The organism is Aureibaculum algae (assembly GCF_006065315.1).
Classification (GTDB): Bacteria; Bacteroidota; Bacteroidia; order Flavobacteriales; family Flavobacteriaceae; genus Aureibaculum; species Aureibaculum algae.
On sequence record NZ_CP040749.1, the window covers coordinates 4,420,503 to 4,446,724 of the forward strand.

The 26,222-nt window shown below is 32.7% G+C and carries 24 protein-coding genes; 3 read left to right on the forward strand and 21 right to left on the reverse strand.

Annotated features, from left to right (window positions below; all coding sequences use genetic code 11):
• Window positions 1-14: 14 nt before the first annotated feature.
• The 4 genes from FF125_RS18740 to FF125_RS18755 form a co-directional block, all read right to left on the reverse strand.
• Window positions 15-335, reverse strand: a complete 321-nt coding sequence (locus FF125_RS18740) for a hypothetical protein (protein WP_138951352.1) — start codon at window positions 333-335, stop codon at window positions 15-17.
• A gap of 335 nt (window positions 336-670) precedes the next feature.
• A complete protein-coding gene (locus FF125_RS18745) occupies window positions 671-1,927 on the reverse strand; it encodes an NAD(P)/FAD-dependent oxidoreductase (protein ID WP_138951354.1) in 1,257 nt (418 codons plus the stop codon).
• A gap of 14 nt (window positions 1,928-1,941) precedes the next feature.
• Window positions 1,942-2,952 (reverse strand): 4-hydroxyproline epimerase, encoded by a 1,011-nt coding sequence (locus tag FF125_RS18750; protein ID WP_138951356.1) that lies wholly within the window; start codon window positions 2,950-2,952, stop codon window positions 1,942-1,944.
• A complete protein-coding gene (locus FF125_RS18755; RefSeq protein ID WP_138952618.1) occupies window positions 2,945-4,678 on the reverse strand; it encodes a DUF885 domain-containing protein in 1,734 nt (577 codons plus the stop codon). The genes FF125_RS18750 and FF125_RS18755 overlap by 8 nt, the downstream gene beginning before the upstream one ends.
• A gap of 339 nt (window positions 4,679-5,017) precedes the next feature.
• Here FF125_RS18755 and FF125_RS18760 point away from each other — a divergent pair, with 339 nt between their 5' ends.
• The 3 genes from FF125_RS18760 to FF125_RS18770 are packed head-to-tail and all read left to right on the forward strand — an operon-like array spanning window position 5,018 to window position 7,850.
• Window positions 5,018-5,383: a BlaI/MecI/CopY family transcriptional regulator gene (locus FF125_RS18760; protein WP_138951358.1), complete on the forward strand. Its 366-nt coding sequence runs from the start codon at window positions 5,018-5,020 to the stop codon at window positions 5,381-5,383.
• 1 nt (window position 5,384) lies between these two features.
• On the forward strand, window positions 5,385-7,370 hold the full coding sequence (locus FF125_RS18765; protein WP_138951360.1) for a M56 family metallopeptidase: 1,986 nt from the start codon (window positions 5,385-5,387) through the stop codon (window positions 7,368-7,370).
• Between the two features lie 51 nt (window positions 7,371-7,421).
• A complete protein-coding gene (locus FF125_RS18770) occupies window positions 7,422-7,850 on the forward strand; it encodes a hypothetical protein (RefSeq protein WP_138951362.1) in 429 nt (142 codons plus the stop codon).
• A 94-nt stretch (window positions 7,851-7,944) separates the two neighbouring features.
• On the opposite strand, the gene FF125_RS18775 is transcribed toward FF125_RS18770, so the two are convergent.
• The 17 genes from FF125_RS18775 to FF125_RS18850 form a co-directional block, all read right to left on the reverse strand.
• Window positions 7,945-8,523, reverse strand: coding sequence for a PhnA domain-containing protein (locus FF125_RS18775; RefSeq protein ID WP_138951363.1), 579 nt, complete (start codon window positions 8,521-8,523; stop codon window positions 7,945-7,947).
• 185 nt (window positions 8,524-8,708) lie between these two features.
• Window positions 8,709-9,059 carry an MmcQ/YjbR family DNA-binding protein gene (locus tag FF125_RS18780; protein WP_138951365.1) on the reverse strand — a complete coding sequence of 117 codons (351 nt, stop codon included), beginning with the start codon at window positions 9,057-9,059 and terminating at the stop codon, window positions 8,709-8,711.
• Window positions 9,059-9,457, reverse strand: a complete 399-nt coding sequence (locus tag FF125_RS18785; protein ID WP_138951367.1) for a GNAT family N-acetyltransferase — start codon at window positions 9,455-9,457, stop codon at window positions 9,059-9,061. The genes FF125_RS18780 and FF125_RS18785 overlap by 1 nt, the downstream gene beginning before the upstream one ends.
• Window positions 9,450-9,809 carry a DUF4260 domain-containing protein gene (locus FF125_RS18790; protein WP_138951369.1) on the reverse strand — a complete coding sequence of 120 codons (360 nt, stop codon included), beginning with the start codon at window positions 9,807-9,809 and terminating at the stop codon, window positions 9,450-9,452. The genes FF125_RS18785 and FF125_RS18790 overlap by 8 nt, the downstream gene beginning before the upstream one ends.
• A 12-nt stretch (window positions 9,810-9,821) precedes the next feature.
• A complete protein-coding gene (locus FF125_RS18795; RefSeq protein WP_138951371.1) occupies window positions 9,822-10,559 on the reverse strand; it encodes a cyclase family protein in 738 nt (245 codons plus the stop codon).
• Window positions 10,560-10,675: 116 nt separating this feature from the next.
• Window positions 10,676-11,803, reverse strand: a complete 1,128-nt coding sequence (hemW, locus tag FF125_RS18800) for a radical SAM family heme chaperone HemW (RefSeq protein WP_138951373.1) — start codon at window positions 11,801-11,803, stop codon at window positions 10,676-10,678.
• A 262-nt stretch (window positions 11,804-12,065) separates the two neighbouring features.
• On the reverse strand, window positions 12,066-12,617 hold the full coding sequence (ruvC, locus tag FF125_RS18805) for a crossover junction endodeoxyribonuclease RuvC (protein WP_138951375.1): 552 nt from the start codon (window positions 12,615-12,617) through the stop codon (window positions 12,066-12,068).
• A gap of 54 nt (window positions 12,618-12,671) precedes the next feature.
• Window positions 12,672-13,592 carry an endonuclease/exonuclease/phosphatase family protein gene (locus FF125_RS18810; RefSeq protein ID WP_175418964.1) on the reverse strand — a complete coding sequence of 307 codons (921 nt, stop codon included), beginning with the start codon at window positions 13,590-13,592 and terminating at the stop codon, window positions 12,672-12,674.
• A gap of 7 nt (window positions 13,593-13,599) precedes the next feature.
• Complete coding sequence (locus FF125_RS18815) at window positions 13,600-14,535, reverse strand: metallophosphoesterase family protein (protein WP_250629626.1); 936 nt, start codon at window positions 14,533-14,535, stop codon at window positions 13,600-13,602.
• Between the two features lie 41 nt (window positions 14,536-14,576).
• On the reverse strand, window positions 14,577-15,740 hold the full coding sequence (locus tag FF125_RS18820; RefSeq protein ID WP_138951379.1) for an MFS transporter: 1,164 nt from the start codon (window positions 15,738-15,740) through the stop codon (window positions 14,577-14,579).
• Between the two features lie 8 nt (window positions 15,741-15,748).
• Window positions 15,749-16,678: an ROK family protein gene (locus tag FF125_RS18825; RefSeq protein WP_138951380.1), complete on the reverse strand. Its 930-nt coding sequence runs from the start codon at window positions 16,676-16,678 to the stop codon at window positions 15,749-15,751.
• A 9-nt stretch (window positions 16,679-16,687) separates the two neighbouring features.
• Entirely contained in the window at window positions 16,688-17,437 is a 750-nt protein-coding gene (locus FF125_RS18830; RefSeq protein WP_138951382.1) for a GntR family transcriptional regulator, read from the reverse strand.
• A gap of 4 nt (window positions 17,438-17,441) precedes the next feature.
• Window positions 17,442-18,041, reverse strand: a complete 600-nt coding sequence (locus tag FF125_RS22170; protein ID WP_250629627.1) for a glucosidase family protein — start codon at window positions 18,039-18,041, stop codon at window positions 17,442-17,444.
• 93 nt (window positions 18,042-18,134) lie between these two features.
• Entirely contained in the window at window positions 18,135-18,731 is a 597-nt protein-coding gene (locus tag FF125_RS22175; RefSeq protein ID WP_250629628.1) for a GH36-type glycosyl hydrolase domain-containing protein, read from the reverse strand.
• 12 nt (window positions 18,732-18,743) lie between these two features.
• On the reverse strand, window positions 18,744-21,146 hold the full coding sequence (locus FF125_RS18840; RefSeq protein WP_138951384.1) for a GH92 family glycosyl hydrolase: 2,403 nt from the start codon (window positions 21,144-21,146) through the stop codon (window positions 18,744-18,746).
• A 7-nt stretch (window positions 21,147-21,153) separates the two neighbouring features.
• The gene (locus FF125_RS18845) at window positions 21,154-24,384 is read right to left on the reverse strand and encodes a GH92 family glycosyl hydrolase (RefSeq protein WP_138951386.1); all 3,231 of its coding nucleotides are present in this window, start codon (window positions 24,382-24,384) and stop codon (window positions 21,154-21,156) included.
• Window positions 24,385-24,395: 11 nt separating this feature from the next.
• Window positions 24,396-26,162, reverse strand: coding sequence for a class I mannose-6-phosphate isomerase (locus tag FF125_RS18850; protein ID WP_138951388.1), 1,767 nt, complete (start codon window positions 26,160-26,162; stop codon window positions 24,396-24,398).
• Between the last annotated feature and the right edge of the window lie 60 nt (window positions 26,163-26,222).

The following is a 26,222-nucleotide window of genomic DNA, read 5'->3' on the forward strand; positions in this document are numbered from 1 at the left end:
ATTAATGTTAAATATTAGTTTAATAATGAAAGTGCGAATATTTGAGGTTGTAATTCACGCTCTACTTCTGGTTGTGGAATTGGTTGTTGTTCAGCTTGTTCTGCTTGCATTTCGTTTAAAAGACTTGTTGCAAAATTATAATCTACTTTTCTAAATCTATTTGCTGCAAATGCATTACATCCACTTCTTGGACTTTTAATTTCATCAAGGATCAATCCACCATCATAAGGATTAAAGCCAGTTACAGTATACATTTCATTTTTCTGTAAGCCACCAAGTCTATACCATCTTCTCTTTGCATTTACACAAACTACTATTTCTCCTACTTTAAACATAATTTCCAATTTTATTTATTAATTGCTTTCGTATTTAAAACAATTTCCAATTAAAAACTCCCCTTAGTTATTTACTTTTTTTTTAATATTTTATCTAAGTAGCTATAAATCAAGTAAAAAAATTGCCACTTCTTTTTGTATAAACGAGTAATTATTTCGATTATTTTATAAACGTACTAAATGAATCTAAAGGAAATCTCAAGATTCTTTACTTTTCCAGTATAATTTTCTATTTTTTTCCCAATACATAAGAAGGTCTCTTCTATAGCTTGGTGTAGGTAAAAATTGTTAAAAAAAAGCTAAAATTCACTATTTTAGTACAACCTGTATTCTATTTAAAATTTTCGGTCGGGATTAAATGGTGTTAGATCTATTGAAGATTTCCTATCCGTGATAATTTCAGAAATCAATTTTCCAGTTGCAGGTCCGAGGCTCCACCCCATCATTGCATGTCCAGCACCTATGGTTAAATTTTCAAATTTGGAAGTTCTTCCAATATAAGGTAAGCCATCAGGTGAAACAGGACGTAACCCACATTGAGCACTGTCTATATTATATTGTGGAATCTTTAAACCCTCATAATACTGTTCTGATGCATTTGCAATAGCATCAACTCGTTTCTTATTAATTGTATGATTAAGACCAGACATTTCCATTGTGCCTGCAAATCGAGTAAAGTCCTTCATTGGAGTTACCGCCACTTTTTTCTCCATTAAAATTGCAGGATAATTGATTCCTGTCTCTTCTTCCATATTAATTCTATAGCCCTTACCTCCTTCCATTGGAAGTTTTAAATGCAGTTTTTTTGCCACAAGACCACTCCAAGAACCCGTAGCCAAAATTATTTCATCTGCCTTATAGCTATTTTTAGTCGTTATGATCTCCGTTATATTTTTATTCTTAATCGCAAAATCAACTACCTTTTCATTTTTAAGGAATACAACACCTTTTTTCTCTAAATGAATTTTCATACTACTCATTATTTCGTTTGGACTTGTATGAAAATCACATAAATAATGAATAGCCCCTTTTACCTCTAAACTTACTTTTGGCTCTATAGCTTTTAATTCTTTCGCATTTAAGACCGTAGATTCTAGATTCATACCCTCTGCTACTCTTGCAATTTTTGACTCTGCTTCACCTGCCTTATCTGTTTTGTAAAGCATGAGCAATCCTTTTTTTTCTAATTGAAATTGCCCCAAATCATTTGAATTATAAATCTCTTCGTACAAATCTCTACTCAGAAGGTTTATATCTTTGATCACTGGCATGGCTCGTTCAACTTTATATTGAGTTGCAGATTTTTTAAAATACCAAGTCCATTTTAAAAAATCTATATCTAACCGAGGCTTCATATAAAATGGACTCGTACTATTAAACATATATTTAATACCTTTAGAAATCATTCCAGGTGCCGCCAATGAAATAATATGGCTTGGTGTTAAGTATCCAGCATTCACGTAAGAAGCCCCTCCTGCTAAACCATCCATATTAGTTTGATCAATAACCGTAACCCTGCAACCTTCTTTCTGCAAGAAATAGGCGGTACTTAATCCAATTATACCACCACCAATGATTATACAATTCTTCACTTTCTATTAGTAGTTTAAATTACTTGAAACCCAAACGCATAAGGATCATCCTCATCAATATTAATGGTATTATACCCATAAATTCTTGCCCAACCTTGGATACTTGGCACTATTGCCTTAATACCATTAGCTAAGTTAGTTTCTTTTACAATACGTCCAATAAATTTACTTCCGATAAAACTTTCATTAACAAAATTTTCCCCAATTTTTAACTTACCCTTTGCATGTAATTGTGCCATCCTTGCGGATGTTCCTGTACCACAAGGACTTCTATCAATGGCTTTATTTCCATAAAAAACAGCATTCCTACCAGAAGACAATTGGTCTATTGGATTGCCCGTCCATAACATATGTGTTACATCTCTAATGGCATCATTTTCTGGATGAATAAACATATTGGAATATTTCTGATTAATTCTTTCTCTTACAACTTGTGAAAATTGAATAATTTTACTTGCTGTAAAATCGTGCACGCCAGAAAAGTTTTTTTGTGAATCTACAATGGCGTAATAATTACCGCCATAAGCTACATCAAAAGTGATTTCGCCTAATTCGGGACAATCAATCTTTAAATTTTCAGCTGCTAAATAACTTTTCACATTATTTAATTTCACCCAATCTACTTTATTATTGGTTTGTTGATATTCAATTTCAATCAAACCTGCTGGAGCTTCCATTCTTATTTTTCCAGGATTTTTTGGCTTTACTAATCCCTCCTCAATAGCAATGGTTATTGTTCCAATAGTACCATGTCCACACATTGGCAAGCAACCAGAAGTTTCAATAAAAAGAATGGCAAAATCATTTTCAGAATTATGAGGTTGAAATAAAAGACTACCACTCATCATATCATGACCACGTGGCTCAAACATTAAGCCTTTTCTAATCCAATCATATTCCTCTAGAAAGTGCTGACGTTTTTCACTCATATTGCTACCCTTTAAAGTTGGACCACCTTCGGCAATTACCCGAACAGGATTACCACAAGTATGAGCATCAATGCATTTGAATATATACTTACTCATTTTTTACGCTATTAATGTAATCAAGGATACTAGTCTCAAGAATTGGCAAGGTAACCGTTCCTTGTTCTAAAATTTTTTCATGAAATTCACGAATATCAAATTTACTTCCTAATTCTTTTTCTGCTTTTAGTCGTAATTCTCTAATTTTTAGCTCGCCTATTTTGTAGGATAATGCTTGTCCTGGCCAAGAGATATATCGGTCAGTTTCTGTATTTATTTCATGTAATGATAATGCTGTATTGGATGACATATAATCGACTACTTGCTCTCTAGTCCACCCTTTAGCATGTATTCCGGTATCAACTACCAATCGGCAGGCTCTCCACATTTCATAAGTCAATTGCCCAAATTTTTCATAAGGGGATGTGTACATACCCATTTCTTCGGCTAAAAATTCACAATACAATCCCCAACCTTCACCATATGCAGATAGGTAGAAATTTTTTCTGAATTTGGGAATACTATCTCCTAATTCATTATTTAAACTTATTTGTAAATGATGGCCCGGAACGGCTTCATGAACAGTTAACGAAGGTAATGTATATAAGGTTCTACTTTTCAAATCGTAGGTATTTACCCAATAATAACCAGGTTCTGTACTGTTTTTCGTTGTACCAATATATCTTCCTGCTGTATATTTAGGAGCAATAGCATCTGGGACAGGAGCAACCCCATATGGTTTTCTAGGTAAGGTTTTAAAGAATTTTGGTAATTGGGCATCCACGCGCTTAGCCATATCTCTTGCAATCATCAATAATTCTGCGGGAGTTTTTGCATAAAACTGTTCATCGGTTCTTAAAAATTTAAAAAAGTCGGCAAAACTTCCTCTAAAGTTTAAATCAGTTATTATTTTTTCCATTTCAGCCTTTATCCTCGCCACTTCCTTTAATCCAACTCGATGGATATCATCAGCTGTGTATTGTGTACTTGTGGTATAAAAATTAATTCTATTTTGATAAAACGCTTTTCCATTTGGTAGTTCTGAAATACCAATAGTAGTTCTAGCTTTCGGAAAATATTCTACTTCAAAAAAGTTTTTTATTCTTTTAAACTGAGGTACAACAATCAACTCTATTGCCGCCTTAGCTTTTTCAATAACAGAATCCTTTTGAGAATCAGTTAAGGTAGTTGGTAAATCTTTAAAGGGAGAATAGAAAAAATTATTTACTGGATTATCAGTAATATGGGTATTATAAGTGGACTCATATCCTTTAAAAATAACTTTAGGTTGCGTTATACCTTTCGCTAATGCTAATTGTAATAAATCTAAATGTTGATCTACAAAAACTGGTAAAGCATTTAGTTCATTTAAATACTTCTTTACATCATCGTAGTTGTTCAGGGGACGGACCATATAGGGCAGACTAACATGAAACCCTGAATCAGAAAGTAACGGGTTAAGATATTGCTCAAAACTGTTATAATCGATCGTTTCTTGAAGTGTAAATTTTAATAACGTTAAGGATATTTTTTCTGTATCTGATAGATTGTTTTCGTTAATTTCATTCAATAAATCTAATAGCTCTTTGGCATAATTAGCTTCTTTCTGATAGTATTTCTTGTTAAACAACCCAAGTGGAAATTCCTCTTTATTGTATCCACTATGATCTTGGTATTCATTTATTATTTTATCCAGTTGAGCTGAAGAATTATTTGTTTGTTCCTTTTTATCACAAGTAGATAAAATTATAAGAGACACTACTAATATTACTAAATGGTTCTTCATCTTAACTATATTTTTAAATTTTAATACGATCCCTTCATTATTATGAATAGACAAATCTATTATTAATTTCTTTATGTCGTACCCAAGGAACTTTTTAACTCCTTTTTCTTTCATAATTCAAGCAAATCTAAATAGTAATCATTCTAAAATTAAGGTGATTTATTTAAATTCTTGCTAAAAAGGAACTTCACACACCTCTTATTTGACTTTGTAAAACAAACCACAAAACGCTGTAAATAATGACACTAACACTAGTTTTATATAAATTTACTACAAATTAATTTGCATATTATAATTTTTACTCTACATTTGTAGAGTTAATTCTAAACATGTAGAGCAATGGCCTTATCAAAAACTGAAGAACAATTAATGCAATACCTCTGGAAGCTAGAAAAAGCTTTTATGAAAGATTTGTTAACTATATACCCAGAACCTAAACCAGCAACCACAACTATTGCTACGTTGTTAAAACGAATGATCGGTAAAGGATTTGTTGCCTATAAATTGTATGGTAATGCAAGAGAGTATTACCCATTAATTAAAAAGAAAGATTACTTCGCTAAACATGTAAACGGATTGATTAAAACATTTTTTAACGATTCTGCTTCTCAATTTGCTTCCTTTTTTACAGAAGAAACCAACCTGACCAAAGAGGAGTTGGAAGAGTTGAAAAAACTGATTGACAAACAAATAAAAGAAAAATAATATGTTAGACTACTTATTAAAATCGGGAGTTTGTTTGGCAGCATTTTATTTGTTTTACAAACTATTATTAGAAAAAGAACCTATCCATATTTTTAAAAGGATTTATTTATTGGGTGGATTATTATTGGCATTTTCCATACCATTAATTACTTTTACCACAACAGTACAAGTTGCCCCTGTTGAATTGTCTCCAATTACATATTCGGAAATTACTTTTGAACCTGCGTTAATAGAAGAAACAGAAGCTGAAGTAAAAAACTTTTGGCCCCTTATTTTATGGACTGTTTATGGATTTGGTGTGGTACTGTTTGGATTGAAATTTCTTTTCAATCTATTTCAAATTGGTAGTAAAATAAGAAAAAATCCGAACCAAAAAGCAAAGGGATTTACGCACGTATTGTTACAACATGTAATAACACCACATACCTTTTTTTCTTATATATTTTTGAATAAACATCAATATGAAGAACGTAAAATTCCGCAAGAGGTGTTTTGGCATGAAGAAACCCATGCCAAACAAAAGCACAGTTTAGATGTTGTGGTAATAGAATTACTTCAAGTGGTTTTTTGGTTTAACCCCTTACTCTATTTTATTAAAAAAGACATCAAATTAAACCATGAATTTTTAGCAGATAGTGCAGTATTGAATAAAGGAGTTTCACTTACTGCTTATCAAGAAATTTTATTAGCATTTTCAATTAACTCCACTGAACCAGTACTTGCCAATGCCTTGAATTATTCATCCATCAAAAAAAGATTTACCATTATGAAAACAAAAACATCTCAAAAAACAACTTGGATTAAAAGCCTGATTTTATTACCATTAGTTGCTGTATTGGTTTATAGTTTTAGTGAGAAAAAAATTGTAGAAGTAGAAGCTCAGAATTCATTAATTCAATCAAATCTTGAGGAAGTAAACAAACTTAAAGTTAATTATTCAACTACCCAAGACACAAAAGTTCCTGATATAGAAATAAACATCAATCATAACAAAGAAATTTTAATAAATGGAAAAAACTATGCAACCATAAAAACACTAAAAAAACAGATAGAGAAAATTATTAAAGATTATACTCCGGATCAAATTTCCAAACTTAAAACAATCATTGAGGCCGATGCAACAATAAAAATGGGCTTTATAATTGATATTGAAATTCAACTACGTGATGCTGGCATTAAAAAACGTGAATTAAAATATTATGATGTTAACACAGAGATACACAAAAATCAAAGAAAAGCCACACCCGCACAAATTAATGAATACAACGCATTAGCAAAAGAGTACAACAAGCAACCCGAATATAGACGTGTTGTTAAAATGAAAGACTACAATAGGATGGAGTATATTTTTAATAAAATGACAGTAAAACAAAAACAGTATGCTGAAACATTTCCTAATTTTCCACCGCCACCACCGCTATCTAGCAATATATCAGTTGGGTTAACTACACAACGTTCTAAGGACTCATTAAGCATTCCATTATCAAATAAATGGAGAGTGGGTTATGGTGTAAATAGTATTATTAAAAGTGAAAGAAAATATTTAACAGGGCGTCAACCTATTAAAAAATCAAAAGATTCATTAAGTATTCCAATGTCAGATAGCTTAGAGTTTGCGAACAAGACATATGACAGTTATGAATATAAAAATAGAGTTAGAGTTGGTCGTAAAGCTTTCTATGTTAATGATTCATTAACACCAACCTCAACGTCCTTATCAAGAAAACAAAATTTGAAACAAGACGCCCTGGAAAATTATATTAGCAAGAATAATAAATACGAAAAGACGAGAAACGAAGAGCCTCATTATAAGGACAGATCATTATCTGAACAAAAAGAATTGGACAATTCATTTTCTGAATTAAATAATTTGTATAATAGTCTTTCAAGAGAAAATCAACAAAAAACAAAAAGACCTATTTACCCTTTAATGCCATATATTAAAATAATGAAAGATGGTAAAAAGTATTATAAAAAAGAAAGTTAATTAACTAAAGAGGACTGGGCTTTATTACCTCCACCTCCTCCACCTCCAGTAATGAGTCAAGATATGATTAATACAGGCTCAAAAGAATTGCAAAAAGCAAATAAGAAATTATTGGAAGAAGCTAAATCGTATGGTTTAGCGGTAAGAAACCAAAAAGGAACAGCGAAAAACAACAATGAAATCAATGTGAAATATAAAAAGACAATGGAACTCTATAAAGTTTATAGAGAGTTGGCAATAGCAGAAGGGTTTTTACCAACCCCACCACCGCCACCGCCAGCTCCGGCAAACAAAACAGACCATATCATTGAATGGGCAAAAAGAGGTGCTCTTTTTTACTATGAAGATAAAAAAATAACATCTGACAAAGCCATTGAAATTACCAAAAAGAACTCAAGTATAAATATTGAAACATTGGGTACGGGCTCACGTAAACCAATTGTAAAATTGTCTAAAAAGCCAATTACTGTGGAAAAATAAAACCTTATTAAAAGACACTACTTCTTTATACGAATTAAAAAAGGGTAAAACTATGTTTTACCCTTTTTTAATTCGCTCGTAGTGACGTTTAGCACTATAACTTCTTTACGTATTTTGTGATGATAACAATCTGTTGCCCGTCCACTTTTCCTTCTATATATTCAGCATTTTCATGATCTAAAGAGACACGTCTCACTGCCGTACCTTGTTTGGCTACCATACTAGAGCCCTTCACTTTTAAATCTTTTATCAATACTACAGAATCACCTGCTTCTAAAATAACACCGTTAACATCTCTATGAACAATAGCATTTGCTTTATCTAAATGCTCGCCAGATGCTCTTGCAAAAGCCATGGCTTCATCATCAAGATACATCATGTCTAACAAGTCTTGCGGCCAACCTTCGGCACGCAATCTTTGTAACATCCTCCAAGAGAGAATTTGTACCGGTTGGTGCTCACTCCACATACTATCATTTAAACATCTCCAATGGTTAGAGTCCATTTTTTCTTCATCTTCTATTTGCTCTAAGCACGTACCACAAACCAATACCGCTTCATCAACGGTTTCGTTTAAGGCTGGAGGTAATTTATAAATACTTAAGTTATCTGTGGCTTTACACATTTCGCAAGTTGAATTGCTTCTTTCTTCTAAGGCTGTTTGTACGCTCATTTTTTATTTTTGGATGTTGCAATATTAGGATTAAATTATTTGGTTTGCAAGTCCGACACCCCTAAAGTGGTGTCTAGGGTACAATCTTTTTAATTATCTTAAAATCAACATAAATAATTCTAAAATCAACCCCAAAATTAGATTTTTTTTTACAGTCCTCTCCGACCTTGCCACTTTCGGCTTTCTTAAAGTGTATCTCGTAATTTTCTAGGCATGCCAGCCACCACTAAATCATATGAATGATCAATAAGTTCATGCAATAATGATTCGGGTAATCTACTATCAAAAATAATGGTATTCCAATGCTTTTTACTCATATGATAACCAGGAATTATAATTCCATCATATTCTTCACGGAGTTCCATGGCTCGTTCAGGGTCACATTTCAAATTTACTGCGGCAGGTTTACGATTCAAGCCCGTTAAGGCAAACATTTTTCCTAGCACTTTAAAAACCAACGTAAATTCGTCAAAAGGAAATGCTTCTGTCACCCCTTTTTTACTTAAACAATAATCACGAAAGTCTTCTATGTTCATTACCTAATTTTTTCCATTACTTTTTCCGGATGTTTTAATTCTGTAAAGCCAAATTGCTGATATAAACCATGAGCATCAGACGTTTTTAACATCCAAACCGTGCAACTTTGCAATTCCGGGTCATCGAACACACGTTGCATCAAAAGTTTTGAATACCCATTACCTCTATAATCAGGTAAGATAAAGACATCCATAACATAGGCAAACACTGTATAATCAGTACAAATTCTAGCAAAACCAATTTGTTCACCTTCTAAATAGGCCCCAAAGCAAAGACAGTTATCTATTGTTTTTTGAACCTCTTGAAGTGTTCTACCTTTTGCCCAATACGCTTGGGTTATAAAATTGTAAATGGTATTGACATCCAACAAACTTTTATCGGTGGAAATTTTAATCATTTTTTTTTCCTATTTTACCCAAATGCGTGTTATTAAAACTGTCTTCATATTTAAGACCATAACCCAATATTCTATCAAAGGACGAATGACCAAAAAATACGAGACCCACCATTTGTAATGTTTCATTTTGAAAGTAAATTCCCAGAAAATAACTAAGTATCATTATCCCTTTATGATGTAAAATATTATAAGCATAGGCCCCAATTTTGGAATTAACTGCATACGCTACAAAGCTAACATCTGGAAGAAAAAACAAGACCAAATACCACCACCAATCAAAATCTAAGAACGAAAATAAGTATATAGAAAGGGCAAACATTGCAATTTCTTCTAGCTTTAAAACATTCTTCATCTTTATTAATTTTTAATTTAAGACTTCATACAATATAGGCTTACTAGGTGTTGCATTATTCTCAAAAGGAGCAATTTGAAGATTTAAAAAATACTTTCCGTCTTTTATCTTATTGGACACAAAAATCATCTCTGTAATTGTAGCTGAGAGTCTCTTTTTACCTTTTGTATTCCAAAACGCATTATGAGCCAACAATTCTCCTCCATCTTTCTCTTTATCAATAGAAGGTAAGTCAATCAATAAATGTTCAATGCCTTTATCTTTTAAAAGCAACACAGCTTCTTCCAATAAATATGGCGGATTGGTTTTAGAGTAGTTTTTATTAAGTTTATCAGTCATGTTAGGCATGGTTCGTATAATAATAGCTTCACGCTTTTTGTTACCGAGAACGAATTGCATTTGTTTTTTTGATATCACAAAGTCCCCATTTATTTTTTCTGGAGCTACAGTAACTACTTCTGCCAAAAAGAAAAATTGCTTTAAAGTTTTGTTTATAGATATAAACTCATGTGTAATATGTCCTATACATTCGGTATGTGTACCATGTGCATGTGGCATAAAAAGAATGGAATTAAAATTTGTAGAATGCTTTTTTCTTACACTTCTAAGTTTTTTTAGCCTAGGGCTTTTTTGGTCCCAAGCAAGAACACCCACATTATCTCGTGTTAATGGCACTGGTATTGAAATATCTAATGGTTCCGATAAATTTATTTTTAATTTTTGTGAACCGTATTGAATCGTAGTGAGCATAAATTACATTGCATTTAATTATGTCAAATATAAGGATTAAAAAAGGTTCCACACAAAGTCCGAAAAATTTTACGCAAAGAATTTAATACTAAACAGTATAAGAAATAGCTTTAAAACTAATTCACCAAAAATAGATCACTAGCAATTCCATCAGCCAAAAATCTACCTTTTTTAGTGGTTTTTAATTTTTGGTCTTTGGTAAGCTCTAACAGCTCTTTTTGAATAAATTTGTCGGCATTTTCCATGAGTTTTTCTTTAAAATTAACACCGAATTTATTTTCGACTTGTTCTAAATCTACTCCCCAAATGGTGCGTAAACCTATCATCATCGTTTCATTAAAAACATCGCTCTGTGATAATGTTTCCGTTTCATTTGGAATTATATTTTCGCGTAATGCTTTACAATATTTTATATTGTTTGAGACATTCCAACTTCTTTGTTTTCCGTTAAAGGAATGAGCCGAAGGTCCAAATCCCAAATACGATTTACCTAACCAATAGGACGTGTTATGTTTTGAAAAAAAATTAGGCTTACCAAAATTAGAAACCTCATAATTTATAAATCCACGCTTTTCTGTAGCTGCCACCAAAATATTAAAATGTTCTAACGCCAGTTCTTCTGATACATCAGGGTATTTACCGTTTCGGATAAAACTTGCCAATGCAGTTTTAGGCTCAACCGTTAAGGCATAACTGGAGATATGATTGATACCAAAATCAAAAACGGTTTGTAAATTTTCTTTCCAACGTTCGTTTGACATATTTGGAATTCCGTAAATTAAATCGACCGTAATATTATCAAAATGACGTGTGGCTTCTTCTAAACATTTTTTTGCTTGTTCTGAATTATGAGAACGATTCATAATTTTCAAATCTTCCTCAAAAAAAGATTGAATTCCTATACTTAACCTGTTGACTGGAGAAACGGCAAGCTCTTTAATCTTTTCGTTTGTCAGATCATCTGGATTAGCCTCTAACGTAATTTCTGGATTATCAATAACAGTATAATTTTCATAAACCGTATCTATTAAATATTGTAATTCTACAGTACTTAAGAGAGATGGCGTTCCTCCACCAAAATAAATAGTTTCAACCTCTTCATTAAGTTCTTTTTTACGCAATACGAGTTCCTTAGCCAAAGCTTTAATCATTTCTTCCTTCCGTTGTAATGAAGTTGAAAAATGAAAATCACAATAGTGACAAGCTTGTTTGCAAAATGGTATGTGAATGTAGATGGAAGACATATATTAAGTAATAGTTTTCAGTAACAGTATTTATTAAAAATATTCAGTAGCAGTTAATTGGCTCCAAATTTACTTATGTTAAATTTTCTTTTTAACACGAGTTTTCTTTTAAAAATAAGGAAAAAGAAATACCCAAAATATCCAAATAAAAAAGCTAAAATTAGCCAAATTCATTTATTTCTTTTTTTCTTAAATACTAAATTTTTAAATTCATTAACATGGAGTGACACAAAAATAATATTTGAAAAATAAATAATATTCATTAACCAATTTTCTTCGGGTTATTCTTCACAAAAGCTCCCCATCCCGAATAATTTTTACCAACCTCTATTCTACCTTCGTTATAAAAATGACAAACAGCAGCTGCCAAACCATCGGTAGAATCTAAATTCTTAGGTAATTCTTTTAGTCCCAATGTACTTTGCAGCATCTTAGCAACTTGCTCTTTACTGGCATTACCACTACCTGTAATTGCCATTTTAATTTTTTTAGGAGAGTATTCTGTAATAGGAATATCTCGCGAAAGACCTGCTGCCATAGCTACGCCCTGAGCACGCCCCAACTTTAACATACTTTGCACATTTTTACCAAAAAATGGAGCCTCAATAGCTATTTCATCTGGATGATAACTGTCAATCAATTCAATAGTACGCTCAAAAATAAGTTTGAGCTTTACATAATGGTTGTCGTATTTTTTGAGCTGTAGCTCATTCAATTGTAAAAAATGCATCTTTTTATTGACCACTTTAATCAACCCAAAACCCATAATTGTGGTTCCCGGGTCTATACCTAATATGATTTTTTCTGTATCCAAATTTTATATTTCGCTATACCCACAAAACTAATCATTTCTACTTTGTCAGGTTCTTTATTCTTTAAGTTCAAATGTAGTGACAACAAACCCATGATCTGATGGATAATTGATCTGTTTTCCATTAATGGAAAATGGTTCATTTAAAAAAGCCATATATGATGCTGATTTTATGGCTTTAAGTTTTGGACTTTTATAAAAAATATAATCTATTCTATGTTCATCTTTTAATGCTTTGGAATTCCAAGTAATTCCAGGATGAGTTATAGGATTTGTATTTACTTCTCTGTAAGAATCTATCAATTGCAATTCTTCTAATACTTTCGTTGAATACCATGGCACAACTAAATTCTCATGTATTTCTTTAGTATCTTCTCCCCAATCCAAATGAGATATAGAATTCATGTCTCCACCAAAAATCATTGGGATAGAATCCGTTTGTAAAGCATATTTTTTAATAGTAGGGAGTACTTTTTGAATCATTTTATATTTAGTTTCTGTTCGCTCCCATTCTAATAATTCTTCTACTGTTTTACCCATTTTTTCAGGCTCATCATTCCACGGTAAATAATGAAACCAATTTGAAAATAAATTAATTTTTTGCCCCTTAATAAGAATGGCTCGACCTCCCAGATAAAAAGGAAATTTTGTATCAATTCTTTCTTCAAAAGGAAATTTAGAAAAGATAGATAAGTTAACACTTTTATCATCCAAAGCAGTACCTTCTTGAGCAATCAAATGAAAATTATACCCTAAAGAATTCGCAATCATTTTACCAGAACCATAGGTTTCTACCATTAAAATAACATCAGGGTTTATTTCTTTAATAATCTTAACGGCATTTTCAGGACCATTTTCTATATCATTGGCACCATGCAAAATATTCCATGCCATTACTTTAAAAACAATGGGGGTTTCTTGAGTATTTGCAACAAAAGAAAATAACATTACGAAACTAATTAAAAGAACGTTTTTCATAGATGGTTTAATAAGGGTGAGGATAATAAGTATTTTCAAGTGTACCATCATCAAACAAATCGATAATAGCATATCCTGGTGGGGTTTCTCTATACCAGTATTTCTGTGCAGAATGTTCATCTCCTTCTTCCCACCAAGCACCACTTACCGCACCAGTAACAAAATAATTTACATTATTATAAACTGCAGCATCTAGCAAATGAATGTGACCACTAAAACAATTTATTTTTTTGTCTTTATGCTTATATAAAAGTTTGGTTATTTCTTCATAATCTTTATGGTTGCCATTTTTAAAAACACCACTCGCACTCAAAATAGGGCAATGAGACATTATTACAATTGAAGAGCCTGCTGGTAATTTCTCTAAATCTTCAGCTAACCAATTGCGTTGTGCTTCACCTAAAGCAATGGTCTTATCATTCATGCTATCTAATATGATAAAATGCCAACCTTCTTTATCAAAACTATAATAAGTAGCTGGCATCTCTAATTGTTGTACTACATATTCTTTACCATACATAGGATCAGTTTTTTCTGGAGCCGCCCACCACATATCATGATTTCCTAAACAACAATACATTTCATATTCAGAAAACTTACTTCTTAGGTCTTTCCAAATATTCCATTGTTCATGAACTCTATCTCTTGCTATGTTTTTATAATTTGCGGCATAAATAACATCTCCTCCATTAAGAAAAAAATCAACATTATGTTTCTTTATATCGGCTAAACATTTTTCAAAGCGATTTGGAGCGTCGTGTTCTGGTCTTATATGAATATCCGTTATATGGGCAACCCTTAATACGTTATTCTTTTTACTATCGCCGTCCTTTAGAGTCGTTGCAGAAACTAAAGGTGAAATTGTTAATGCACCAGCAACCAAACCCATTTTTTTCAACGCACTCCGTCTATTCGAATTAAAATCTGTATCTATTTTACCCAATTTTTCAGTTTTATTAAGCTATAAATTTAAGAAAAAAAGAATTATAGGTTCTCCATTTTTTTTGGTGCCATCATTGGGATAAAAAGAATAAACACAAAACATAGAATTAGGACAAGAATACTAGGAACAACACCGAGTTGTGAACTTACAAATCCCATTATTGGAGGAATTATCGCACCACCAACAATCGCCATAATTAATAATCCAGAAATTTCACTAGACCCTGTTGGCAGATAATTAATGGCTATTGAAAAAATTAAAGGAAATAAATTACCAGCACCTAAACCAATAATAAAAATGCCAACATAAGCCACCATTTCGGTTGGTGAAAATAGAATTAACAAAACACCTCCTATTGCCAATATCGTCGTACTAATTAGAAAAAATATGGGCTTTAAAAACTGTAGTAAAATAGCACCTAAAAACCTACTGATCATTAAGGCCGTAAAGTATACACTAATTCCATAAGAGGCAGTTTCGAGCGTTGTTCCGTGCAATTTCATCATAAACCCTTGAATATTAGAGTTTACACCAACATCTGCACCAACTATTAAAAATATAGCTATAACCAAAGCAAGAATAAACTTATTTTTAAGCAACCCCATACATGATGTAAAAGTTGCAGGAGTTTCTGATTTTATAGTTTCCTCAATTTTTGTTGCAGACAACCATAAAATGGAAAGTATAGAGACCACTCCATAAACCGCAAATACAAATTTCCAATTTCCATAATGAAGTGCAAAAAAAGTAGCAATAATAGGACCTAACAAAGAAGTTATGGCTTTAATAAATTGAGAGAGACTTAAAAAACTTGATAATTTTTCTGTAGGCACTACTTCTTGTAATAATGGATTTGCAGAAACTTGCACAATAGTATTACCAATACCCATAAAAACAAAAGCTATTAAAACCATTATAAATGAGTAACTAATAAATGGTAGTAGCAAGCCAAATAAAGTCACCATAATACCGATGTTCATCATCTTTTTCTTGCCAATTTTATCTTGAAAAACACCTACAGGAATAGAAAACACAAAAAACCATATAAAAACCATTGAGGGTAAAAACTGAGCCGTTGCATCTGATAGTTCAAAATCTTTTTGCACATAACCTGTAGAAACACCAACAATGTCAACAAAGCCCATTACTATAAATGTTAAGAATACGGGCATCATTTTACTGATACTATTTTTTTTTGAATTCATCTTTTACATTAAAGATTAGGTAAATCATTTTTTACACTATTCCAGAAATTGGAGTCAAATAGTTTTGCACTTCCAATAATGGCAGCATCTTCCATTAATTGTGATATTTCAAAACCTGTTTTTAGTCCTGCTTCTTTTATTCTTTTTTCTAAAACAGGTAAGAAAAATTTAGAAGCATTAGAAATATTTCCACCAAGAACAATTAGCCCAGGTTGAAACTTTTTAATAAAAGGAATCATAAACTCTGCCATATTCGAACCAAATTCTGTAAAAACTTGTTTAGAATGTTCATCGTTTGCTTCTGCAATTTCTTTAACACCATTAACTCTTTTTGATGTTATTTTCTGATACCTATCAATACACCATCGCGTTGAAAAATAATCATCACCAATACCCTCTTTATAAGGCTTATCCCACAAACAACCATCTACAGGAACCTCATCAGAAACTACTATTGGCACACCATTCTTTATAAATGCAGAGCCAAAACCTGTACCTAAAGTAACTGCTATAATTTTATTAAAACCTCTTGCCTTACCAATTGCTGAAACACCAACACCAAAAGAAGTTGCATCGTTTAAAAAACGCATAGCAGCATCAGTTGCATTAATGTACTTCACTAATTCTTTTGATACTGAAACATTATATAAACTGTCATACTTATCATTATCTCCAGAAAACATGGCAATTCCCTCTTTGTAGTTAAAAGGTCCCGGTATGGCAACGCCAATATTTACATTACCAATACCCCCAGCACTTTCAATCGTTTTATTAATTGCTTCTGACCATTTTTTAAAGATTTCTTCTTTACTAGCTTTATTATCTAACTTAACACAATGGATAGTATTTGGAATTATTTTAAGTTCCTTTAAATTAACTGCGGCACTTGAAATGTGGCTTCCACCTACATCAACACCAATGGCAATTGAATCATTCATAATAATAATTTAAGATTTGGTGTTAAATTCTCTTTTGATATCTATATCATAGGTAAAATAATCTGTATGATAGTAGACTATATTATATTCTACTGGCCGTTCTCCAGTATCTAACACTATTCTTTCTCTTTGTAATAAGGCAACATCTTTTCCTAAATCTAGCATTGCCGCAATCTTGTAATCCGCTTTGATTGCCCTTAATTTTTCCTTAGATAAGGCTACAATCACATCGTGTTTTTCCTCTAGCAATTCATACAATGGTCTCATAAAATTTTCATCTCCTTTAATGCCCACTCTCGGATGAAAATAAGAAACTGAGTATAAATATTTTGCGTTTTTTGAACCCCTTATTTTTTCTAATTTCCAAACTTTCTTTTTGGCATCAATTGATAATGCCTTACAAACATCTTCTTCTGGAGTTATCAATGATATATTAACAAGATAATTTACCACTTCAATGCCCTGGTTTTTCATTTCTTTGGTAAAAGAAATCCAATTATCCAATCGCATTAATATTCTTTTGGTTGTTACCTTTGAACCCACTCCTTTTTTACGCTCAATTAACCCTTCATTTACCAATCTATTAAGTGCATGTCTTATAGTGTTTCTAGACACTCCCAACTTTTTTGCCAAGCTAACTTCTTTAGGTAAAAATGAATCTCCATTTTTATACTCCTCTTTAGTGATAAGCTCTCTTAAATAAACTTCAATCTGTGCATGAAGTGGAACAGGGCTGTCTAAATCTAATTTAAAATCCATCTTGTTACTTATTTTTTTTTGCCCAATCTTCGAGCATTAAAATACTTTTATATAGCACACCTGCAGAGCCTCTAAACGTACCAGAGCCTTCTGGTTTATTATCTACAGTATACCATTCATAAAATCCTTTATTTTTAACTACTCTATCTGTCATCGGCAACAACTGTTCATAAGCTTCTTTGACAAAACCATGATTAATCAATTGCTGAATCATACGGGCTCCAAACCAAGTCCAATCTCCTCCATTTTGATAGCTGTATTCTGGATTCATAATCTTATTTGCAAATAACCCTTCTGGATAAGGAGGATAAAGTGTAAGACCAATGGAGGATGCTCCGGCTTTTTTTACTCTCGTAATCATTTCCACTAATGACAATTGTATTTCTTTTTTTGTCAATAAACCGGCTTCAATCGCTATCGCAGTTCCTCCAAAATAAAATATTTCATTCTCGTTAAAATCTTCAGGAAATGGCGAGCCTTTCAAATAAATATGAGGAATAAATTTTTGTACTTTATCATTCCAAAGGTATTTTCTACAATTACTAGCCAATTTTTCACGTATGGGGAACCATTTAGTTTTGGTTTCTGGTAAAATTTCAGTCATATTATCGATAGCAATTATAAGCATAGCATTGTCATAAATATCTATAGCTTGATGCGTATTATTATCTAAATCAACTCCCCAACCGTGCTCTGGCTATACATCTCCCCAATCTGCAGTGGTTACTCCCCAAATTAAACCATATTTATCAGAAAATCGATGATCTAATAGGAATTGCATTGCCCATTTCATACGTTCTGCTACCGTTTTATCACCTACTTTTTCATTGAGAATAGATGTGTCTCCTGTTTTTTTAACATATTTGTATATCGTTTGAATTAAAGAAGATTCTTGATCCGTTTCAACGGTATTTTTATGACCTGCGTAACGGGGTTCAAGTTCAAAATAACTAAAATCTGTTGCTTCTTTACTTACCTTCTCTACAGGTGTAAATCCATCTAAAATGTTTCCATCATCACCTTGCATTCGAAAGAAGACAAGCAAATTTTCTTTCAATTCAGAAGCAGGATATACGTCTGCAGAAAGATCAATGAAGGTGTTATAATCTCTTATCCAAACTTCGCCATATCCATCACCAGCGTTAAAACCCGTTTTCACTATTTCAAGAGCTTTATCTTTTACGTATTTAAACTCTTTATTTGTTTCTATTTTATCAACTAACTCATTATTTTCTTTTTGTACAGAACACCCTAGCATTAGAAACAACAGACCTGAACTTAATATCTTATACATAATAATTAATTTTTAATTTTCATTAGACATTGACGGTGGCAATTTTTCAATGCCCCATTCTTGATTTGGTTTTGATCCCAACGTAAATGTTAGCTTACCACCTTCCATAAGTTTATTACGATACATCCAATTGTTTAGTACCGTTTCCCCATTCCATAAAACTGATTGAATATAAATATTTTCTGAAGATTGATTTACAGTTTCTATTTCTAATTCTTCTCCGTTGTAATAAGTTGAATCAAGCTTAATGGTAATTTTATCGAATAAAGGACTTCCAAATTGAAAAGATGGATTTGCAGAAGTATGCCCTTGCACATCAAATAACCCCATAGAAGTCATAACATACCATGCTCCCAACTGCCCTTGATCTTCATCTTGCCCCACACCATAACCGCGAAGTGGCTCTGTTCCATAAAACTCATTGCAAATGGTACGTGCCCATTTTTGAGTCAGCCAAGGTTTTCCTGAATAATTAAACAGCCAAGCATCGTGCAAACAAGGTTGGTTACCATGATTATATAATTTTTCTAATCCCGAAAAACTATTTATATCTTCTGAATTACCCCCAAACATCGTTTTTTGAGCATCATTGAACATAGTTTCTAAGCGTTCATTGAAAAGAGGTTTTCCTATTAGTTTAATTAAATTCTCTGGGTCATGCGGCACATACCAAGTGTATTGATAAGCATTTCCTTCCTGAAAACCATCCCATGGCTTCATAGGATCAAAGTCTTTAATAAAAGAGCCGTCTTCTAATTTCGGTCTCATAAATTTTGTTTCTGGGTCAAAGAGGTTTTTATAATACCCCGCTTGTTGCATGAGTTTATTATAGCTAGAAGAATCGTTCATCCCTTTTGCCATCTGTGCTACGGCATAGGAGCTAAAACTATACTCCAACGTATGAGAAGCACCAAAATTGAATACCCAACCATTTGAGATCGTAGTATCCTTGTAGGGAACGTAATGTTCTTTCACAAAATAAGCAAGGTCATATTTTCCATTACCCAAATTACGCCCATGATATTCCAATTCATTTTTTAATGCAGCTTCATATCCAGTTTTTAGATCAAAATCACGAATACCAACATTATAAGCTGATGCTAATAATAAACCTTGAAAATTAGTCTGTACCCCATTAGTAAAAACACCTGCGGCCGCACCATCATGTAGCCATCCTCTATCTTTATAAAAATCGACACCTGTTTGCACGTAATCACTAAAATAATCAGGATAAGCTAATGCCCATACTTGACTTAAATTCCAAAAGCCTCCCCAAATTCCATCGGTATTGTAATGATTATATTTAGGTTTCCCATTTTCGTCTAAAGGTGTCTTTCCTATTTTTCCATCTATTTCTGGAAAATCCCCATTCACATCATTCGATAATCCTCTACCTAATAAAGCATGATAAAGCCCTGTATAAAATTTAATTCTATCTTCCTTTTTACCTCCTTCTACTACAATATTATTTAGCTTTTGATTCCAAATTTCTTTAGACTCTTCATGGACTTCGTCAAAACTTTTTCCTGTGGATTCCGTTTTTAAATTTAATCGAGCATTGGCTATAGAGGTATAACTTAATCCTGTTTGAATTTCTAATAACTCGTTCTTTTCCATAGAAAAAGTGAGGTATAATCCGTTATTAATCCCATTTGTTTTTAGCTGACCTTCTTTTTGAGTTGCATCAATAAAACTTCCATATTTTGTTGGGTTTTTATTGAACTTAGCAACAAAATACATTTTTACTCTTTTCTCTGGATCACAAAATTTTACATACTCTGGATACGTTTCAATAAAGCCTTCAACCTGATTCTCATTTACTATTTGAGCAAACGTATTGGTAACATCACCACTTTCTCCTTGCTTGTGCCCTAAATCAATTACAACATGGGCTTCTTCTGTTTTTGGATATGTAAAGCGTTGATACCCCACCCGTTCTGTTGAAGTTAATTCTGCCTTAACCGCATAATCTTCTAAAAACACACTGTAATAACCTGCCTCTGCATGTTCGGTAGTTTTATTGAAACGCGAACGATACCCTACATCTGGATTTTCTAAAGTACCTGGAACCGTTTTTAATTGCCCAACTGTAGGCATAAAAACTAATCCTCCAATTTGAAATTCATAAAAATGACCAAATCCTTCAATAGAAGTATGCCTATCGTCATAGCCTGTTGGTCCCCATCCTCCTGCACTATTAAATCCATTAGTACTTGGAGCTAATTTAGCCAACCCAAAAGGACGTGCGGCTGGGGTGTAAAAAAACCACCGACCATGTACCGATCCTATTTGAGGGTCTACATATTGCGTTAATTCTACTAGAGATTTTTCTTTAACTTTTTTAGTCTCATGGTCATTACATGCTACTAAATGAATACAAAAGAAAATAAATACTATAATTTTGAAGTGCTTCATTTTGTGTTTATTTTGGATTAAGAGGCATCTTTTCAACTCCCCATTTTTTATTTGGAACAGGTCCCATTTGTAATTCTAATTTCCCACCTTTTAGCAATTCACTTGCTGGAAACCAAAAAGTTTTGAGTTCTTTTCCATTTAAAGTGGCACTTTGAATATATTTATTGTTAAAGGAATTATTTTTAGCTTCAATAATAAAGGACTTTCCCCTATTGTATTGGTTTCCTAAATCTATTTCAATTTTCTTAAACAGTGGACTTCCAATCTCATAGATGGGCTCTGACCTTGTTCCTCCATCGGTTTGAAACAAGCCTATAGATGACATCATAAACCAAGCACTCATTTGACCTTGATCCTCATCACCCAAATACGCATTAGACACTCCATAGCCATAAAAACGAGCCATAATATCGCGATTCCACTTTTGAGTTAGCCATGGTTTTTTAACCCAATTAAACAAAAAGGAAAAATGCATGGATTGTTGATTACCTTGAATGACTGGAAAATCCCAGTACAATTCATTGGGTGCATTATAACGCCAATTACTGCTCAAGGTGAACCCATCATCCAACCGTTTTACAAATGTATCTTCTCCTATTATTTTTGCTAACTCTGGAATATCTTGCGGCACAAAAAAGGTTAATTGCCATGCATTACCTTCAGCAAATTGATGGTTTCCACCTGTTTTAATGGGGTCAAAATCTTTATACCAATTACCATCAGAATCTTTCAACCGTGCAAATCCAATTTCTGGATCAATAGCATTCTTCCACCAATATGCTCTATCAATAAACTCGTTATATTCTTTCGTTTTACCCAAGGACTTTGCGAATTGCGAAACGGTAAAATCATCAAAGGAATACTCTAAAGTATTTGAAAAACGCCCCTTATTATAGGGCACATATTTATGTTTTAAATAAGTTTCTAAATCTCTATTTCCAGCATAGCCATTGCCGACTTGCTCCCCTTTTGTCGTTTGCATTTTATATACCGCATCAAAGGCTTTTTCAGCATCAAAATCTCTAATCCCCATTTGGTAAGCACCCACAATTAATGGAATTTCATGTTCGGCAACCATAACAGGAATATACTCCATACCCGCCGGCCCTTTTGCCAACCACCCACTGGCATCATACATTGCCAATTGTGATTTTACCCATTTTGATGACCACTCTGGAGTTACTAAATTCCAAAATTGATTTAAATTCCAAAAGGTATTCCAAAACGCATCACACCCTAAAGCAACATCATTAGGGTCTTTAAATTTTTTAATATTTTCTTCCGCATCAACCCAGCTTCCATCAACATCACTAAAGGTATTTCTACTAACCAATGCACGATACATATTGGAATAAAATCTGGTTTTTTCTAACTCATTATTAGTTGTAATCAGAACTCTTTTGAATAACTTATTCCAAGTTTTTTCTTGATTTTCTCTAACTTTTTCAAAGCTCCAACCGAAAGGTTCTGTAATTTCTTGATCTAAGTTTAATCCGGCATTTTCTATACTCACATAGGAAATACCGGTTCTAGTTTGTACCACTTGGTGCTCTGCAGTATCAAACTCTACAAAACCAACAACATCTTCCGGATTTATAACCGTTAGTTCTGTTTTATTTGATATAACAACATCCTCTTTTCCTTTTTTAGCACCATCAACCCAAATTCCAAAATTCTTTATGGGCTGATCAAATTCCATCACAAAATGAACGGTATATTCTTGAGCAATATCATCCCATTCCATTTTTTTATCACCATCTTCAACCATTTGGCTTCGATAGTATTGTTCACCCCAAATACCTGATGATTTTTGTTTACTATATCCTACTATTTTATGATTGTTTATTTTTTTAAAATAAGCTTCTTCTATACTATATCCGTATTCTGAAGGTATTTGTAAATCTACCAATATTCTAGAATTGGGAACATCATTCGGATAGGTATATCTCTGAAAACTAGCTCTTGTTGTAGCGGTTAATTCTGCTTTTATTTTATAATCGCTTAAAAAAACAGAGTAGTACCCCAACGGTGCTTCTTCGGTACTTTTATCAACACGAGAGCGATATCCATTATCCGGATCTCCTTGACTACCAACATGAGTCACTAACGGTCCATTGGTTGGAAATGTACCCAATCCGGCCATTGTCCATTCGTGAATATGACTAAAAACACCTACGCTTTCAAAAGTGGGTTGATAACCTCCTTGCCATCCTTCATTTTGATTGTCAGGACTAATTTTAACCATTCCAAAAGGCATCCACGGACCTGGAGCAATCATCCATCTAGAATGACCAGTCCCAATTTTAGTATCTACATAATCAACGAGTCTATTCTGTTTTTTAGGACTTCTATCAACGATACCTGTCTCAATAATGTTTCCATCTACTTTAATAGAATAATTGCTCTTTACTCGTTTAGCAACCGACTTCATTGGAACTTCATAAATTAATCTTCCATGTTCAAGTATTTCCGTAAAAATAACTTTACCATCTAACTGCACTTCAATTTTTGGAGTTCCCTGAAGATGTTGTATCTCTAACAACAAAGGTTGAATTACTTCTCCTTTTTCATTTAGTTCATAATTGGCAACATTTACACTTCTAACAAAAGCTTTTTCAGGTGTTAATAACATCACACTGGTTGGGCCTTCTAATCTTACTTGATCAAAAACCATCCAACTTCCTTCTAATGTTGTAAATTGAATATGATTACCTCCACTCTTGATTAAGTTAGCATCAATAGGAATTACCAATTTTTGTTCTTTTGTATTTGTAATTTCTCCTTTTAAAGTCGCTGCATTTCTACCTTTATCTAATCTAATTTTCCAAGATTTACCATTGATCTTAATTTTAAAATAAGGAGGTGTTTCTGGATTACAATCTAACACGTCTATAATCAACTCGTAATTACCTTTCTTCGGTTTCTCTTTAATTCCAAATAGAATATTAATTTCATGTGGACGGATTCCTGCCAAACCTGAAGTACCTCCCCAGTAATCAATTGCCCCTGGAAGCACAAAAGGAAAATCTTCCTTCTCATTAGAATAATTAACCACATAAAATCGATCTTCCCACCCAAAATCTTTTTCTAAAAACTTATTGTATTCACCATTAGATAAAGCGAATTCAGCACCACTATTATCTGACTTACCTATTTGCCAAATTGTTGACACTTGAGCAGAACAGTTAACATACGCTATTATACTTAAAATTAATAATTTGATTTTTAAACCTTTCATATTATTCTATTTTAACAAGCTTCGTCTTTTACAAATGATACTATTACCTTTGCTTTTTCCCCACCTTTATTAACCAACTTATAACTATTCGCAGCAGCAGATACTGCAAATGTTTCCGCATAATGAAATATTTGACATTCATCAGCTAACTCTAGTTCAATTGAAGTACCCTCAACAAGCATTAATACATGACATTGATTAAGTGTTTCGATGGTGACTTCATTATCAAATTCATATCTAAAGATGTCATAAAAATGATCAGAATGTGTTGGCAAATGTATTTTCTTCCACTCTTTTCCTGACGAAAACACATATGGTTTAGAAATTAAAGTATCTTGAACAACCTTTCCTTTTCTATTAAAATTTAAATTGTCAAATGCCCTATTAATATTTAAGGGTCTCGGATTTCCCTCTAAATCTAATCGTTGCCAATCATACATTTTAAAAGTGAATATATATGGAGTAGCACTAATTTCTAAAATCATATTATTAATTCCTGAACAGTGAATGGTACCGTTTGGTATTAAAAATAAATCGTGCTTTTTTGCCGGTATTCTTTGAACGTACTTTTCTACATCCAAAATTTCCTTTGTTTCACTGCTGTGCTCAAGTGCTTTTTTAAAGGCTTTTGGCTCAATACCCTCTTGAAATCCTAAATAAACATCAGCATCTTCTTCTGCATCAAGAATATAATAAGTCTCATCTTGTGTGAAATTTTCACCAAATTCTTTTTTAATATAATTTGGTGTTGGATGACATTGTACCGAGAGGTTACCTCCATCGAATGTATCAAGAAAATCAAAACGAATTGGAAACTCATCTTGAAACCTTTTTGCTGCTTTTCCCAAAACATTCTTTTGCTCATGGAACATTAACATATCAAAAGAAACTTCTAAGAGTTTTCCATCACATTCGAATAACATACCATTTTCAGGAACAATCATTTCAAAAGACCAAGCGTAATTAGGTACATTTTGATTTAAGTCTTTAAACCTATCTTTTATCCATTGTCCACCCCAAACACCAGGTTCAAACCAAGGTCTTACTCGAAAATAAGTTTTAGACATCTTCGTTAGTTGTTGTCGTAATAAAGCACCAGTCATCCAAGTAGGATGTTTAGGCCTTTGCTGATCAACTATAAGGTCAATTTTTGGCAATAATCGCTTTTTTTCTTTATTCAACACTACCCAATCTACAAAATAGAAATGCTTATACATCTGTTTTGTGTTTTTTGCTGAATTCACTCCCAAATTAGTAATTTCATTTGCCCTCATTCTGAATTGGAGCTCGTTCTTAGGTAAATCAAAATATACTAAATACCCCTTCAGATTGCATTGACCAGCTCCAGTTCCGTAAATAATTGTAATGTCCGTACTTTCTTCTATTTTAATAGTTGAAAGTTTTGCTTCATCAAAATAGTCATGCAATTTTAAAGCTGTTCTATATCCGAAAACAGGGTCGTCACCTCCTAAATAAGGGTCTACCATTTGTTCTATTTCATCTTCAGATTTTAAGTAATCTTGCATGTTACACGTTGCAACACTCAATCCTTTATTTCTCAATATTTGGACAAAAGAGCCAGAAACCTCCTCCCAATCCACACCAACATAGCCATCAAGTATAATTATCTCTTCTTTACAAATTTCATCTACTAATGTTTCATACCCTTCACCAATAAACCCATCTTTTATATGTACAGACGGATAAATATCATAAACATTTTTATGATGGCTTGGTTTTTCTAAGGGCAGTAAAAATTGACTTGTTTTTCGTTTCATTTAATTGTTCTAAAGAGCACTAAAGTAATCATATTCTCCATATGTTCAAACATATGAACA

Bases quoted from the DNA above. Each gene is read 5' to 3' on its own strand.
- FF125_RS18740 (WP_138951352.1), bottom strand. From the start codon at position 335: ATGTTTAAAGTAGGAGAAATAGTAGTTTGTGTAAATGCAAAGAGAAGA.
- FF125_RS18750 (WP_138951356.1), bottom strand. From the start codon at position 2,952: ATGAGTAAGTATATATTCAAATGCATTGATGCTCATACTTGTGGTAAT.
- FF125_RS18755 (WP_138952618.1), bottom strand. From the start codon at position 4,678: ATGAAGAACCATTTAGTAATATTAGTAGTGTCTCTTATAATTTTATCT.
- FF125_RS18760 (WP_138951358.1), top strand. From the start codon at position 5,018: ATGGCCTTATCAAAAACTGAAGAACAATTAATGCAATACCTCTGGAAG.
- FF125_RS18765 (WP_138951360.1), top strand. From the start codon at position 5,385: ATGTTAGACTACTTATTAAAATCGGGAGTTTGTTTGGCAGCATTTTAT.
- FF125_RS18770 (WP_138951362.1), top strand. From the start codon at position 7,422: ATGAGTCAAGATATGATTAATACAGGCTCAAAAGAATTGCAAAAAGCA.
- FF125_RS18775 (WP_138951363.1), bottom strand. From the start codon at position 8,523: ATGAGCGTACAAACAGCCTTAGAAGAAAGAAGCAATTCAACTTGCGAA.
- FF125_RS18780 (WP_138951365.1), bottom strand. From the start codon at position 9,059: ATGAACATAGAAGACTTTCGTGATTATTGTTTAAGTAAAAAAGGGGTG.
- FF125_RS18785 (WP_138951367.1), bottom strand. From the start codon at position 9,457: ATGATTAAAATTTCCACCGATAAAAGTTTGTTGGATGTCAATACCATT.
- FF125_RS18790 (WP_138951369.1), bottom strand. From the start codon at position 9,809: ATGAAGAATGTTTTAAAGCTAGAAGAAATTGCAATGTTTGCCCTTTCT.
- FF125_RS18795 (WP_138951371.1), bottom strand. From the start codon at position 10,559: ATGCTCACTACGATTCAATACGGTTCACAAAAATTAAAAATAAATTTA.
- hemW (WP_138951373.1), bottom strand. From the start codon at position 11,803: ATGTCTTCCATCTACATTCACATACCATTTTGCAAACAAGCTTGTCAC.
- FF125_RS18810 (WP_175418964.1), bottom strand. From the start codon at position 13,592: ATGAAAAACGTTCTTTTAATTAGTTTCGTAATGTTATTTTCTTTTGTT.
- FF125_RS18820 (WP_138951379.1), bottom strand. From the start codon at position 15,740: ATGAATTCAAAAAAAAATAGTATCAGTAAAATGATGCCCGTATTCTTA.
- FF125_RS18825 (WP_138951380.1), bottom strand. From the start codon at position 16,678: ATGAATGATTCAATTGCCATTGGTGTTGATGTAGGTGGAAGCCACATT.
- FF125_RS18830 (WP_138951382.1), bottom strand. From the start codon at position 17,437: ATGGATTTTAAATTAGATTTAGACAGCCCTGTTCCACTTCATGCACAG.
- FF125_RS22170 (WP_250629627.1), bottom strand. From the start codon at position 18,041: ATGACTGAAATTTTACCAGAAACCAAAACTAAATGGTTCCCCATACGT.
- FF125_RS22175 (WP_250629628.1), bottom strand. From the start codon at position 18,731: ATGTATAAGATATTAAGTTCAGGTCTGTTGTTTCTAATGCTAGGGTGT.
- FF125_RS18840 (WP_138951384.1), bottom strand. From the start codon at position 21,146: ATGAAGCACTTCAAAATTATAGTATTTATTTTCTTTTGTATTCATTTA.
- FF125_RS18845 (WP_138951386.1), bottom strand. From the start codon at position 24,384: ATGAAAGGTTTAAAAATCAAATTATTAATTTTAAGTATAATAGCGTAT.
- FF125_RS18850 (WP_138951388.1), bottom strand. From the start codon at position 26,162: ATGAAACGAAAAACAAGTCAATTTTTACTGCCCTTAGAAAAACCAAGC.